This is a genomic window from Nonomuraea aurantiaca, from assembly GCF_020215705.1.
Taxonomy (GTDB): Bacteria; Actinomycetota; Actinomycetes; order Streptosporangiales; family Streptosporangiaceae; genus Nonomuraea; species Nonomuraea aurantiaca.
This window is the reverse complement of sequence record NZ_JAIWNB010000005.1, coordinates 101,615-115,446: the sequence shown is the minus strand read 5'-3', so window position 1 is coordinate 115,446 and position 13,832 is coordinate 101,615. Positions and strand designations below refer to the sequence as shown.

Here is a 13,832-nt window from a genome sequence, read left to right as displayed (position 1 = left end):
GCGAGCATGGAAGCCACGAACCGCGGCCGGGTGCGTGTCGAGCGCTCCGCCAAGCGTGTCAGGACCTACCTCGGCGGCCGGGCGGTGGCCGACACCACCCAGGCCCTCCTGGTGTGGGAGATCCCCTATTACCCGACGTACTACTTCCCGCTCTCGGACGTCGACGAGTCGGCGCTCAAGCCGACGGGCGCGACGAAGCACTCGCCCAGCAGGGGAGACGGCGTCGTCTACACCGTCACCTCGGGAGGCGCGGAGGCTCCGGAGGCGGGGCTGGCCTACCCCGAGTCGCCGCTGGCGGACATCCGCGGGCACGTCCGCTTCGAGTGGGACGCCATGGACGCCTGGTTCGAGGAGGACGAGGAGGTCTTCTTCCACCCGCGCGACCCGTACACCAGGATCGACATCCTGCCGAGCTCGCGGCACGTACGCGTCGAGGTCGACGGCGTGACGGTGGCCGACTCGCACAGCCCCCGCATCCTGTTCGAGACGGGCCTGCCCGCCCGTTACTACCTGCCCAAGACGGATGTACGGCTCGACCTGCTCGAACACACCGACACCGCCACCCACTGCCCGTACAAGGGCACGGCGGAGTACTGGACGGTCAACGGCGGCAAGGACCTCGCCTGGTCGTACCGGACGCCGCTGCCGGAGAGCCAGCGGGTCGCGGGGCTGATCGCGTTCTACAACGAGAAGCTCGACATCTACCTCGACGGCGAGCTCCAGGAGCGGCCGAAGAGCAAGTTCGCCTGACGCGCCCCCGGTCGGCCGTCGCCGACAGTCTCGTGACGGGCGGGCGCACCCGATCATCTGGGGATATCACCAGGTAGTGGCTGGTGATCGGCATTTGTTATCGAGTCTGTCAGGAGGGTTCCTGGGTCGCTACACGTGTGTGTAGTAGGCTTTCTCATCGCGTAGTCAGATATACGCGCGGATAGGCGTCGGGGCACGGCCTGATCGGGCCGCTGACGTCCGGATCCGGGACGCGGCGCCGCGAACAGAGGGTCGGCGCCCACGAGAAAGGCTCATGATGACGGCTCCCATCTCAGTGAGCGGCCTGGTCAAGACGTTCGGCCGCACCAGGGCGCTCGACGGGCTCGACCTGACCGTGGACACCGGCGAGGTGCACGGTTTCCTCGGACCGAACGGTGCAGGGAAGAGCACCACGATCCGGATCCTGCTGGGCTTACTGTGCGCCGACGCGGGCACCGCCCGGTTACTCGGCGGCGACCCGTGGGACGACGCGACCAGATTGCATTCCCGGCTGGCCTACGTGCCGGGAGATGTCACGCTCTGGCCTGGTCTGTCCGGTGGCGAGGTCATCGACCTTCTCCTGCAGTCGCGTGGCGGCGCCGACCGTGCCCGACGTCAAGAGCTGATCGAACGCTTCGACCTGGACCCCCGGGTCAAGGCCCGCGCCTACTCCAAGGGCAACCGGCAGAAGGTGGCGCTGATCGCCGCGCTCGCCTCCGACGCCGAGCTGCTGATCCTCGATGAGCCCACGGCGGGCCTGGACCCGTTGATGGAGGCGGTGTTCCGCGACGTCGTTCGTGAGACGCGGCGGCGCGGCGACCGTACCGTGCTGCTGTCCAGCCACATCCTCACCGAGGTCGAGGAGCTGTGTGACCGGGTCACCATCATCCGCGACGGCCGGACGATCGACACCGGCAGCCTGCCCGACCTGCGGCACCTGACCCGCACCTCCATCCAGGCCGAGCTCTCCGCCTCTCCCGGCGAGCTCTCCGGCGCTACCGGCGAGCTCGCCGAGCTGCCGGGTGTGCACGACCTGCGGACGGAGAACGGTCTGGTGCGCTTCGACGTCGAGGCCGACGCGCTCGGCCCGGCGCTGCGGTGCCTCGCCTCGCTCGGTGTCCGTAGCCTCGTCAGCCGGCCGCCCACCCTTGAGCAGGTGTTCCTGCGGCACTACGACAGGGCCGGCGCGGCGCGCGCGGAGGCGGCTCGATGAACGCGCTCACCGGGACGGCTCGGTCGGCACGGCTGGCGCTGCGCCGCGAGAGAGGCATCGCGCCGTGGTGGATCATCCTGCTCGTCGCCTTGGCCCTGGTGATGGTCTCCTACATCAACCGGAACATGTCCACCCCCGAGTTGATGGCGACCTACACCACCATGATCAACCGCAACAGCTTCTTCCGGGCGCTCGGCGGCGGCTTCGTGGTGCCTGAACTGGGCTATATGGCGGCCTGGCGCAGCGGCGGTTTCCTGTACGTGCTCAACGGGCTGGCCGCCCTCATGGCCGTCGTCCGCTACACCCGCGCCGACGAGGAGTCCGGCCGGATCGAGCTGCTGCGCGCGGGTGTGCTCGGCCGCCGGGCTCCCCTGACCGCGGCCCTGCTGGTGGCGGGCGGGGTCGGCTTCGCCGGTGGCGCGGCGACCACGATCGCGCTGATCGGGATCGGGCTCGATCCGGCCGGGTCGATCGTCTACGGCGCGGCCATCACGATGGCCGGGTGGGTGTTCGGCGCCATCGCCGCCGTGGCCGCCCAGCTCGCGCAGACCGCCCGTACGGCCAGAGCCATCGGCCTGTCCGTGCTCGGCATCGCCTACATCCTGCGCTACGCCGGAGACGCCTCGGGACAGTACTGGATGAAGTACATCTCCCCGATCGGCTGGAGCCATCTGGTGGAGCCGTACTGGAGTGATCGCTGGTGGCTGCTGGCGATCCCGGCAGCAGTGACCGCGGCGCTGACGGCCATCGCCTACCGCCTGGCCGGCCGCCGCGACCTCGGCGCCGGACTGATCCACGAGCGCCGCGGGCCCGCGACCGCCCCCGGCCTGCGCGGCCCGATCAGCCTGTCCTGGCGGCTCCACCGCGGCCTGCTGATCACCTGGGCCGCCGGGATCGCCTGCTTCGCGGCGGCGGCCGGTGGCGTCAGCACCCTGGCGTACCAGTTCACCGAGGCGCCCGGCGTAACGGTCGACAACCTGCTGAAGGCCTTCGGCGGCAGCCTGGGAGGCGGGGCGGTCGACTTCGCGCTGTGGGCCATCATCCTGATCTTCGCCCACGTCATCGCGCTCTACCCGGTCCTCATGGTCCAGCGGCTGCGCGCCGACGAGATCGCCGGCCGCGCGGAAGCCGTACAGGCCACCCCGATGACCCGGCTGCGCTGGGCCGCTGGGCAGCTGGTGGTGACCGGCCTCGGCACGGCGGCCCTGCTCGCCGTCGCCGGAGTCGTCTTCGGTACGTTCTACGCCTTCCTCGTCGGCGATCCCGCCTCGGACATCGCCCGCCTCCTCGCCGGGACCCTGGGCACCATCCCCGCCGCCTGGCTGGTCGGGGCGGTCTGCATGCTCGCCTACGGCCTGGTCCCGAGGGCCTCCGTGGCGATCGGCTGGATCATCTGGATCGCTGTGGCGGTCGTGGGCCGGGCCGCCGGCCCGCTGTACGGACTCTGGGGCGGGACTCCCTTCGAGCCCTTCCACTACATCCCCAACACCGTCGCCGGCGCCCCCTTCGACCCGGCACCCGCCCTCACCATGGTCGCGCTGTCGGCGCTGCTGCTCGGTGGCGGGCTACTCGCCCTCCGCCGCCGCGACTTCGGCTGAGGCCGGCCCGCGTGCGGGGGAGGGGGAGAACTCCGGCTCGGTCGCTCAGGCGGTCCAGGCCGGGTTGCGGCCCAGGTAGCGGAGGAGCTCCGCGATGTCGTCGTCGCCCGGCTCGGCGGGGACCACCGCGGCGTAGGCGCCCCACTGGCGCAGCGGCTCGACGATGGCCTTCGCCACCGGCAGCAGCTCCCTGGCCAGCTCCGGGGTCAGCGGCGAGGGCTGTCCGGTGGCCACGGCGATGTCCCAGGCGTGCACCGCCGCGTCGAGCGCGCAGGCGCCCGCGCCGAGCGCCGGTGCCATCGTGTTCGGCGGCACCGGGACGGGCACCTGCTCGGCGTTCTTGTCGACACCGGCCCAGGCCCTGGCCGAGCGCTCCATCGCGGCCTCCGCGTACGCCCTGGGCTCCTCGGCCAGCTCGCCCGTCGGCTCGAACGGGTTCTCGGTGGGGCCCGGCTCGCCGGTGAGGAAGGCGGCGAAGCCCACCTGGTCGCCCGCGGCGTGCTGGAGCACCTGGGTGACGTTCCACTTCGCGCAGGGGGTCGGCAGGCTCCAGCCGTCGGCGGGGACGCCGGCCACGGCCTGGCGGAGTGCCTGGTGCGCGGCGTCGAGTACGTCCCAGCCGGTCGTCATGTTGTCGCTCATCGGGGGGTCCTTCCGTTCGTTCGTTGTGTCTCCACTCTATCAGAACGGAATGCTTTGTTCCAGTCCCTGGATGAGCATGTCCAGCGCGCGCTCGAAGTCCGTGGCGGGGTCGGTCGGGGGGATGTTCCGTACCAGCCTGCTGAAATGGGGGAGCTGGGCCGGGTCCATCTCCCGGATGTAGACGCCGAGCTGCTGGCGTCCCGCGTGCTCGCGGAAGTCGCCGTTGAACCCTCCGGTCGACAGCAGCAGCGACCCGAAGAGCAGGCCGTTCACCGCGCCGAGCGCGCGCCACGCGCCCGCGTCGTCGAAGCCGGCCTCGTACAGGGCGCCGACCACGGTGTCGAGCGGTTTCAGCGCCCGTACGGTGGTCGGGTTGGACTGGTCGGTCAGCAGCGCCATCGGCACCACCGGAGAGCGGCCGAACACCTCGTACATGCTCAGCGCCACGGCCCGGAGCCGCTGCGGCCAGGGCAGCGCCGGGTCGGGTAGCTCGATCTGGTCGAAGGCCCGCTCCGCCAGGCCGTCCAGGATGTCGGCCTTGTTGGAGACGTGGTTGTAGAGCGACATGGCCTCGACGCCGAGCGACTTCGCCAGCCGCCGCATGGACAGCCCTTCGAGGCCCTCTTTCGTGGCCAATTCCAGGGCCGCGTCCAGGATCTTCGCCCTGTTCAGCGGCTCGCGCCGTGCCATCTCCCTATCCTCCCGCCGTAGAGCTCCGGTTGACAGAGCTTACGGTGTACGTATGTACTTACGGCGTAAGCATACACCGTAAGTAGGGAGATTCCGTGAACACGGACGTACTGATCGTGGGTGGCGGGCCGGTCGGCCTGCTGCTGGCCTGCGAGCTGAAGCTGGCCGGGGTGGACCCGCTGGTGCTGGAGGCGGACACCGGCCAGCAACGGATCACGCGCAGCCTCGGGATGCGCTCGCTCAACGCGCGCACCCTCCACACGCTGGGCCTGCGCGGGCTGGTGGAGCCGCTGGCCGAGGCGCAGTGGGCGCTGTTCGACGAGATCAGGGCCGGTCGCGAGCCCGTTGAGGGGGACATCGTCGACGGGCTGGTGTACATGCTCAAGCAGGGCTTCAGCGGCGGCCACTTCAGCGGCCTGCCGCTGATCGGCGACACCGGGAACAGGGTTCCCGAGATGCTCATGCTCAAGCAGCACCAGCTGGAGCGGGTCCTGGCCGAGCACGCAGCGGGGCTCGGCGTCGAGGTCCGGTCCGGGTGCCGGGTCGCCGAGATCGCCGACGAGGGCGACGGCGTGGTGGCCACGCTCGCGGACGGCCGGGTCGTACGAGCCGGGTACCTGGTGGGGTGCGACGGCGGCCGGAGCCTCGTGCGCAAGCAGTCCGGCATCCCGTTCACCGGCACGTCCGCGACCATGACCGGGCGCACCGCCGTGGCCCAGCTGGCCGACCCCGGGGCGCTCACCTCGTCCCTGCGCGCCCCCGGCGGCCTGGTGAACCTGTCGCTGGTGCCGGGGGAGGTGGCCACCATCGAGTTCGACGGAGGTCCTGCCGAGCGGGACGCGCCGATCACCGCCGAGGAGATGCAGGCGAGCATCCGGCGGGCGAGCGGCACGGACGCGGTCGTCCTCAGCCTGGAGGCCGGCATCCGCTACAGCGACAACACCCGCCACGCCGAGACGTACCGGAAGGGCCGCATCCTGCTCGCCGGGGACGCGGCGCACGTCCACTCGCCGATCGGCGGCCAGGGCCTCAACCTCGGCCTCCAGGACGCGGCCAACCTGGGCTGGAAGCTCGCCCTGGTGGTCCGCGGCCAGGCGCCCGAACGGCTCCTGGACACCTACACCGCCGAGCGGCACCCGGTGGCGGCCCGCGTCCTGCGCAACACCCGGGCCCAGGTCGCCCTGATGCGGCCGGGACCGCAGGTCGACGCGCTGCGCGAGGTGCTGTCCGAGGCGCTGGAGCTCCCCGAGACCAGGAAGCACTTCATCGCCATGGCCAACGGCACGGACATCGACTACGCGCCGGACGCGCCGCGTTCGCTGGTCGGGCGGTTCGTTCCGGACTGGGAGATCGAGGGCGCGGGGTGGGTCAGGGAGTCTCTAGGGGATGGGCGCGGGCTGCTGCTGGACCTCGCGGGCGCACCGGAGACCCGCGCGGCCGCGAAAGGCCGCGACGACCGCGTCCGCGTGCTGGCAGGCGCCGTGGATCAAGCCGACGCGGCTGCCGTGCTCGTACGTCCTGACGGCTACGTCGCCTGGGCCGGTGCTGCCGAAGCCGATCTCGCCGACGCCCTCGACGCCTGGTTCGGGGTCGGTTAGGTCAGCAGCCGGGTCAGCACGCGGGTGCCGAACTCCAGCCCCTCCACCGGCACCCGCTCGTCCTTCCCATGGAACATCCCGAAGTAGTCCAGATCGGGCCGCAGCATGAGCGGCGCGAAACCGTACCCCTTGATGCCGATCGTGGCGAACGACTTAGCGTCGGTGCCGCCGCTCATCACGTACGGCACCGGCCGGGCGAGCGGGTCCTCGGCCACGAGCGAGCCCGCGAGCGAGTCGAAGAACGACGAGGGGTAGGGCGCGTCGGGCGCGTCCTCCAGATTGACGAACTCCCTGGTGATCCTCGGCCCGAGCAGCTCGTCCATGGTCGCCAGGAACTCCTCCTGGAGCCCCGGCAGGTAGCGGCCGTCCACGTGCGCGTGGGCCGTGGACGGCACGACGTTCACCTTGTAGCCCGCGTCGAGCATCGTCGGGTTGGCCGAGTTGCGGATCTGCGCCCTGAACAGGTGGCCGAGCGCGCCCAGCCGGGTCGCCTCCTCGTCGAGGCGGTCGAGGTCGATCGGCCGGCCGGTGATCTCCGACAGGCTCTGGAGCAGCGCCGAGACCGACGGCGTCAGGCGTACCGGCCACTGGTGGGCGGCCACCCGCGACAGGGCGTGCACCAGTGTCGCGACCGGGTTGTCCACCGCGGGCCGGGAGCCGTGGCCGGCCACGCCGTGGGCGGTGAGCCTCATCCAGGCGGTGCCGCGCTCGCCCACGGCGATCGGGTAGACGCGGTGGTCGCCGGCGGCGACGCTGAAGCCGCCGGACTCGCTGATCGCCTCCGTCACGCCGTCGAACAGCTCCCGGTGCTCGGTGACGGCGTGCCGCGAGCCGTAGTCGCCCGTCGCCTCCTCGTCCGCCAGGAACGCCAGCACCAGGTCGCGCTTGGGACGCAGGCCGCGCGCCGCCATGCCGAGCACGGCCGAGAGCGTCATCGCGCACGACCCCTTCATGTCGACCGCGCCCCTGCCGTAGACGCAGCCGTCGACGATCTCGCCCGAGAAGGGGTGCATCCGCCACTCGGCCGGGTCGGCGGGCACCACGTCGAGGTGGCCGTGGACGAGCAGCGCGTCGCGGGAGTCGCCGTCGATCCTGGCGACCACGGTCGTCCGCTTCGGCGCCGACTCGAACACCATCGGCTCCAGCCCGGCGTCGGCCAGCAGCGTGGCCACGTACTCGGCGGCCGGGCGTTCGCCGGACCCCGGATTGGAGGTGTCGAACCTGATCAGGTCCGAGCAGATCTCGCCGACGCTCTTCACGACCGTCCCTTCAGCTTGAGCGGTGCCACCTCGGGCGTCTCGAACCCGAAGATTAGTCCATAGAAGGCCAGCTCGGCCTCCAGCACCGCGACGATGGTCTCCTCCCGGCGCCAGCCGTGCTGCTCACCGGCAAAGGTGAGCAGGGCCCACTGTTTGCCATGCCGGTCCAGCTCGACGACGAACCGCTCGGCCTGGCCCACGTCCACGATCGCGTCCTCCAGACCGTGCAGCATCAGGCACGGTCCGGACGCCCGCGCGGCGTGCAGCAGCGGCGATCGGTCGGTGTAGCGCTCGCGGGTCTCGGGCAGCGGCCCGATCAGGCCGTCGAGATAGCGCGACTCGAAGTCGTGCGTCTCGGTCGCCCAGCTCTCCGGATCGGTGATCGCATAGTGCGCGACGCCGCCCGCGAACACGTCGCTGTGCACCAGCGCGGCGACCGTGGTCCAGCCGCCGGCGCTGCCGCCCCGAATCGCGATCTTGGCGGCGTCGGCCCGGCCCAGCTCGACCAGCCCGCGCGCCACCTTCGCGCAGTCGGCCACGTCGACCACGCCCCACTGGTGCCGCAGCCGCTCGCGGTAGGCCCGGCCGTAGCCGGTGGAGCCGCCGTAGTTCACCTCCGCCACGCCGAGGCCCCGGCTGGTGAAGTAGGAGACCTCCAGGTCGAGGGTCATCGTGTAGCTGCCGGTGGGCCCGCCGTGCGCGAAGACCACGTACGGCGCGGGACCCTGAACCCCGGCCGGGTGGTACAGGTGCGCGTGCACGCCCTCGATGGTCACCGTCTCGGGCGTCGGCAGCAGCGCCCGGTCGGGCAGCGGCTTCGGCGCCGAGACCGCCTCGTGCACGCCGCCGTCGAGGTCGACCACGGTCACCCGCGCGGGCGTGTACGGAGTGGCGGACACCGCCACCGCCTTGCCCCCCGCCGCCGAGATCGTCGGAGCCCAGTACGTCGCCTCGCCACCGATCTCGCGCAGGTCGCCGCTCTCCAGGTCCAGCACGCTCAGGAGGCGGCGGCCGGGGGTGCCGTGCACGAGCGCCAGGCGGTCGCCGGCGATCGCGAAGTAGGTGCTGCCGGGTTTCCAGGGCGCGGTGCCGACCTCGGACGCCATCGGGGTGAGGTTGCGGGCGCGGGAGCCGTCGCGGGCGACGAGGTGGATGTTCCACCAGCCGGTCGGGTCGGCGACCGCGTACAGGGTGTGCTCGTCGCGCCACTCCGCCTGGATCACGGACTCCGCCGGGCCGCCCGCGATCACCTGGTACGGGCCGGCGGTTCCGTCCTCGTCGAGGGGGGCCACGCAGAGTTCGGTGCCGTCCCAGGGCATGTTCGGGTGGTCCCAGCCGATCCAGGCGACATATCCCCCTTCGGGGGAAATACGGGGGTTCATCAGGAAATGTTGGGCTTTGGCGATCACTCTGAGCGGGCCGCCGCCGAGGGGCACCGCCACCAGGTCGCGCACGTCGTCCTGCTCGCGCACGGCCCACACCTCCTCCCGCCCGGGCGGCAGGTAGAGGTCGGCGTAGCGCGCCGTCCCCTTGGGCGTGAGCGCCACCGGCTCCCCAGCAACCGGCTCCCCTACAACGGGCTCCCCAGCAACGGGCTCCCCGGTCGCGGGCGGGGTGGCCGCGGGATCGCCGGTCGTGGGCGGGCCGCCCAGGCGGTAGACGCGCTGGTCGGACCAGTTGGTGAAGACCAGGCCGCCGCTGGGCAGCGGGCGCCAGGACCGCCCGCCGTACTCGACCACGCGGTTGCGCGCGTTCCACCCCTCGGGCAGGGCGTCGACCAGGGAGCCGTCCGGCAGGCGGCGGACCACGCAGCGCCGGCCGCCCTCGTGCGGGCGCGGCTCGTCCCACCAGACCTCCAGCCCGGCGGGCGTGGCGACGGCCTCCACCCACTGGGGGCTGCCATCGGTACGGGCCACGTCGATCGGTCGAATACTCATATCTCACCAATTGCCATCGGAAGGGGGCAAGGACCGCTCGGGCGGGTGGAGGACGTACACGATGCCGCCGCTGCCCGAGCTCCGGAGCCAGACGTTCTCGAACGCGGCCCGCGGATAGACCCGGCGCACGTCGGCGTCGCTCGGCGCGGCCGGGTCGTTGACGATGACGTCGCCCCCGGCGGTGAAACCGGTGACGACCATGATGTGCCCGCCCGAGGAGTAGCCGGAGCCCGGCAGCTCGTGCGCCTTGAACGACAGCGACACGATCACCGGGATCCCCGCCCGCACGAACAGATCCAGCTCGGCGGCCGACCGCAGCCGGGTCACGAACCCGGCCAGCCCGAAACGGCCCGCGTAGGCCACGTTGAACGGCCAGTTGCCGGTGCCCTGGTAGCTGTGGTCGAACGTGCCGCGCGCGGCGTGGTCGACCACGGGACTCGGGTCGCCGGCCACCACCCAGGCCAGCTCTTCGGGGTCGGGCCCGCGGCCCCAGAACCCGAGGACCATCGCCACCGAGGCGGGACTGCACCAGTTGGCGCCGCCGCCGTCCAGCTCCGGATGGTGACCGGTGTGCGTGTACTGCGAGTGCCGGGGCACCACGAGCTCGACGGCTCCGGCCGTACCAGGAAGGCTCGGGACGGGGGGACGCTGGGGGAGGGCGGAGGCCATCACGCCCAGGCAGTCCACGCGCGCGCCTGCGCCGTGCGGCGTGACCCGCACCCGATAGGCCGTGACCGGCCGTCGTGCCACGAACGTGTCGACGGCCACGTCGCCGTCCTCGTCACCCTGGCCGGGGAGCGAGGTGCGGATTTCGTCGTGCTCGGCCCAGCGGCCCATGACGTACCACTTCGACAGCTCGCCCGTCGCGAGCCTGACCTGCAGCTCCACCTCGATCCACGTGCCCGGCGGGGTCCGCGCGGTCCACGAGGGGACCAGCTGGGTCGCGGTGAAGCCGATCGGGTGTTCCGGGCCGGTCCATGAGCTCAAAGGGATGGCGGGCACGGCGAAGCGGGCGAAGGCGACGCGGGCCGGGTCCACGGTGAGCACCGGACCCATTGTGGTTTCGCACCGGTTGTCGCGCATCGGAAGGTTTACGTACTGCGGTGATCTTGTTGGCGGTGATCTCTAAGGTTCCGGCCATGACTCAAGCAGTGCAGGCGTATCCCTACGCCCGACCCTCCCTGCTCAGCGACGGCAGACCCTCCGGCGGGACGGCGTTATCCGGCCCTCGGCTCCACCCCCTGCTCAGGTTCGAGGACCGGGCGTGAGCGCTTGGGAGGTCGTCGAGGAGGCCATCGCCACCCGTGACGCGGTCAAGGTCGCGGAGATCGTGCTCGGGCTCGACCACCAGGACAGGAAGGAGGTGGCCCGGCGGCTGCCCGGCCACCTGCCCGCGGTCCGGCGCTCCGAGTTCTCCGAATTCTCCGACGAAGCCCGCCGGCGGGGCGGGTGGGCGGTCAGAGGTACAGGCCGGTCGACTCGCCCTCGGCGGCCGGTGGGATCGCGCGGCCCGAGCGGAGCGCGTACAGCTCCGCCAGTGTCGCGCCCGACGGGCCGACGCCCTCGGACGAGCCGAGCCAGCCGACCGCCTCGCTCCTGGTCAGCGCGCCGATCTCGATCTGGGCCAGGCACCGGCCCGGACGTACGACGGCGGGGTGCAGCCGGGTCAGGTCCTCGTTCGTGGTGATCGCCACCAGCACGTCACGGCCCTGACCCAGCAGGCCGTCGGTGAGGTTCAGCAGCCGCGACAGCCCCTGGCCGGTCTGGGCCTTGGCGGAGGAGCTGATCAGCTCGTCGCAGTCCTCCAGCACGAGCAGTCGCCACCGCTGCGTGTCCTCGTCGGTGTCGTAGCCGACCGCTACCTCCATCAGGTAGCCCGGCTCGTTGAACAGGCGCTCCGGATCGAGTACGCAGTCCACCTGGCACCAGTCCTGCCACTGCTTGGCCAGCGAGCGCAGCAGCGTGGTCTTGCCCGTGCCCGGCGGGCCGTGCAGCAGGACGAGGCGGCCGCCGATGTCGGCCGGGGTGACGGCCATCAGGCCGTCGAGCGAGTGGCGTACGCGGGCGGAGTAGTTGCCGCTGATCTCGTCCCATGGCGAAGCGGTGATCGGCTTCTCGGAGCGGGTGCCGCCGTGCGCGCCGCGCCACCAGAAGCCCATCTCGACGTGGTCGGTGTCGGGCTCGGGCTCCTCGGCGCCCTCGGTGCACTCCTTCAGCACCGAGCGGGCCAGCTCGTCGCTGACCGCCGTGACGCTGACGGTCGCGGTGCGGTTGCGGTGCCGGATGACCCGCAGGGTCCAGCCGTCGCCGCAGATCAGGCTCGACTCGGAGCCGTCCTGCACCTGCGCGGTGCGGACGGTCCGGCCCTGCTCGGGGCGGAGCGCGGCGTCGGGGCGTACGCGCTCCAGGTTGGCCAGGCGGGACCAGGGCTGGACGCCGGTCGCGAACGGCGACAGGGCCAGAGCGTCGATGACGTCGATGGCGGAGTCGGCGTCGTCGATCCAGATGTTCATCGGGAGCTCAGGGGAGTCCGGGCTGGGGAACGGCACCTCCTTAATCACAGACATAACAGTAATGATCCAGGTTCGCGCCCCGGTCTGTCGACGGCATTTGCGCAATTCCAGAGGTATTGCTGGTGCTCCGGGTCTCAGCTCTTGCTCAGGTCCCCGGTCTCCTCGACGATGCCGGGCCCCGGTACGTCGCGCCACACGTAGGTGAGCTTGCCGCCGTCGAGCGTGAGCCAGACCGTGCCGGCGATGCAGTCGATGGTGTCGGGCCGCAGGGAGAAGGTGAGCTTCGTCCCAGACACCCGCGTCAGTGTGATCTTGCCGGTGCAGCTGGTGGCGCTGTCCTTCTCGGCCCACTGGGCGGTGGACCGCCCGGTCTTCAGGTCGATCGTGATGGCGGCGCCGTCGGCGTCGAGCGGGTTGGTGGAGGTGATGCGGCCGGACCATTTGCCGGCGAACGTGGCGGGGATCTTCAGCGAGCCGCTTTCAGCCTTCTTCTCGGTGGCGGTCGCCTTAGGGGTGCTCGTGGGTTCCCGGGCGGTGGTGCTCCGGCTCGGTGCGGGGCTCGAGGACGTCTGGGTCGTGGTGCCGGTCGGGGCGCGGTTGATCCACAGGAGGACGCCTCCCGCCGCCACCAGGGCGAGCACGGCCGTCACCGCGCCGGCCAGCAGGCCACGCGAGCGGTTCCGTCTGGAGACGTCCGTGGTGAGCGCCGCGGCTCGCGGTCCCGTACGTTCCCCCGCGCCCGTATCGGGGGATCCGGGGGCGACGCCCGGCCTCCCAGTGGCCTGGCCGGCTGGGCTGCCTGGCGAAGGCGCGGGTGGGGTCGACATCGGGTTGACCAGGGAGACCATCAGGTCGCGGGCCGTGGGCCGGTGCGCGGGGTCCTTCGCCAGGCACGACGCCATCAGCCCCCGCAGCCGGGGCGGCAGCTCCGACAGGTCCGGGTCGGCGTGCAGGACCCGATGCAGCACCGCGGGCACCGTGTCCGCGCCGAACGGGCTGCGGCCGGTCGCCGCGAACACCATCGTCGCCGCCCACGCGAACACGTCCGACGCGGGGGAGGCGGGCGAGCCGGCGATCTGCTCGGGCGACAGGTAGGCGGGCGTCCCGATCAGCCCCGAGGTCAGCGTCGCCGCGCCCTCCGCCCTGGCGATGCCGAAGTCCACCACCCGGGGCCCGTCCGGGCCGAGCAGGACGTTGGCCGGCTTGAAGTCGCGATGCACGATGCCCGCCGCGTGGATGGCCGCCAGAGCCGTGGCCGTGCCGACCACCAGGCGTTCCAGCTCGCCGCCGCGCAGCGGGCCACGCTCGCGGGCGCGGTCGGCCAGCGACAGCCCCTCCACGAATTCGCTCACGACGTAGGGCCGCGGGCCGTCGATCGAGGCGTCCAGCACGCGCGCCGTACAGAAGGAGGCGATGCTCTCCAGCGCGTCGAGCTCCCGCGCCAGCCGCGCGCGGGTCTCCTCGTCGCCGGTGCTGAGCAGCTTGATCGCGACCGCCTCGCCGTCGCGGGAGTGCGCCAGGTAGACCACGCCCTGCCCGCCCTTGCCGAGCCGCCCGGCCAGCCGGTACGCGCCCAGCGACGCCGGGTCGTCCGGGGTCAGGGGGGTCGCCATGGCGGATACGTTACCGCTC

12 protein-coding genes are annotated in these 13,832 nt (G+C 71.9%); 5 read left to right on the top strand and 7 right to left on the bottom strand.

The features are described from left to right. The first annotated feature begins 6 nt into the window (after positions 1-6). The 3 genes from LDL49_RS14500 (at position 7) to LDL49_RS14490 (ending at position 3,561) form a co-directional block, all read left to right on the top strand. Entirely contained in the window at positions 7-750 is a 744-nt protein-coding gene (locus LDL49_RS14500) for a DUF427 domain-containing protein (RefSeq protein WP_225291551.1), read from the top strand. A gap of 277 nt (positions 751-1,027) precedes the next feature. Continuing rightward, positions 1,028-1,963 (top strand): ABC transporter ATP-binding protein, encoded by a 936-nt coding sequence (locus LDL49_RS14495; RefSeq protein WP_225291827.1) that lies wholly within the window; start codon positions 1,028-1,030, stop codon positions 1,961-1,963. Continuing rightward, positions 1,960-3,561, top strand: a complete 1,602-nt coding sequence (locus LDL49_RS14490; RefSeq protein ID WP_225291550.1) for an ABC transporter permease — start codon at positions 1,960-1,962, stop codon at positions 3,559-3,561. Before LDL49_RS14495 ends, LDL49_RS14490 begins: the two co-directional genes overlap by 4 nt. 45 nt (positions 3,562-3,606) lie before the next feature. Here LDL49_RS14490 and LDL49_RS14485 read toward each other — a convergent pair whose 3' ends face one another. Further along, the gene (locus tag LDL49_RS14485) at positions 3,607-4,203 is read right to left on the bottom strand and encodes a TIGR03086 family metal-binding protein (protein WP_225291549.1); all 597 of its coding nucleotides are present in this window, start codon (positions 4,201-4,203) and stop codon (positions 3,607-3,609) included. A gap of 39 nt (positions 4,204-4,242) precedes the next feature. Next, positions 4,243-4,893: a TetR/AcrR family transcriptional regulator gene (locus LDL49_RS14480; RefSeq protein WP_225291548.1), complete on the bottom strand. Its 651-nt coding sequence runs from the start codon at positions 4,891-4,893 to the stop codon at positions 4,243-4,245. A gap of 95 nt (positions 4,894-4,988) precedes the next feature. Between LDL49_RS14480 and LDL49_RS14475 the strand changes: the two genes are divergently transcribed. Continuing rightward, the gene (locus LDL49_RS14475; protein ID WP_225291547.1) at positions 4,989-6,491 is read left to right on the top strand and encodes an FAD-dependent monooxygenase; all 1,503 of its coding nucleotides are present in this window, start codon (positions 4,989-4,991) and stop codon (positions 6,489-6,491) included. On the opposite strand, the gene LDL49_RS14470 is transcribed toward LDL49_RS14475, so the two are convergent. Genes LDL49_RS14470 through LDL49_RS14460 form a run of 3 tightly spaced genes read right to left on the bottom strand, consistent with a single transcriptional unit; the run spans position 6,488 to position 10,743 of the window. Next, the gene (locus LDL49_RS14470) at positions 6,488-7,750 is read right to left on the bottom strand and encodes a M20/M25/M40 family metallo-hydrolase (protein ID WP_225291546.1); all 1,263 of its coding nucleotides are present in this window, start codon (positions 7,748-7,750) and stop codon (positions 6,488-6,490) included. The genes LDL49_RS14475 and LDL49_RS14470 overlap by 4 nt on opposite strands. Next, complete coding sequence (locus LDL49_RS14465; protein ID WP_225291545.1) at positions 7,747-9,687, bottom strand: prolyl oligopeptidase family serine peptidase; 1,941 nt, start codon at positions 9,685-9,687, stop codon at positions 7,747-7,749. The genes LDL49_RS14470 and LDL49_RS14465 overlap by 4 nt, the downstream gene beginning before the upstream one ends. Positions 9,688-9,690: 3 nt before the next feature. Beyond that, entirely contained in the window at positions 9,691-10,743 is a 1,053-nt protein-coding gene (locus LDL49_RS14460) for a C39 family peptidase (RefSeq protein ID WP_225291544.1), read from the bottom strand. Between the two features lie 83 nt (positions 10,744-10,826). Between LDL49_RS14460 and LDL49_RS56910 the strand changes: the two genes are divergently transcribed. After that, positions 10,827-10,955: a hypothetical protein gene (locus tag LDL49_RS56910; RefSeq protein WP_263655043.1), complete on the top strand. Its 129-nt coding sequence runs from the start codon at positions 10,827-10,829 to the stop codon at positions 10,953-10,955. Between the two features lie 189 nt (positions 10,956-11,144). Here the strand turns inward: LDL49_RS56910 and LDL49_RS14455 are convergent, their stop codons facing one another. Beyond that, entirely contained in the window at positions 11,145-12,254 is a 1,110-nt protein-coding gene (locus LDL49_RS14455; RefSeq protein WP_225291543.1) for a DUF5925 domain-containing protein, read from the bottom strand. An 80-nt stretch (positions 12,255-12,334) separates the two neighbouring features. Further along, positions 12,335-13,813: a serine/threonine-protein kinase gene (locus LDL49_RS14450; protein ID WP_225291542.1), complete on the bottom strand. Its 1,479-nt coding sequence runs from the start codon at positions 13,811-13,813 to the stop codon at positions 12,335-12,337. Positions 13,814-13,832 lie beyond the last annotated feature (19 nt).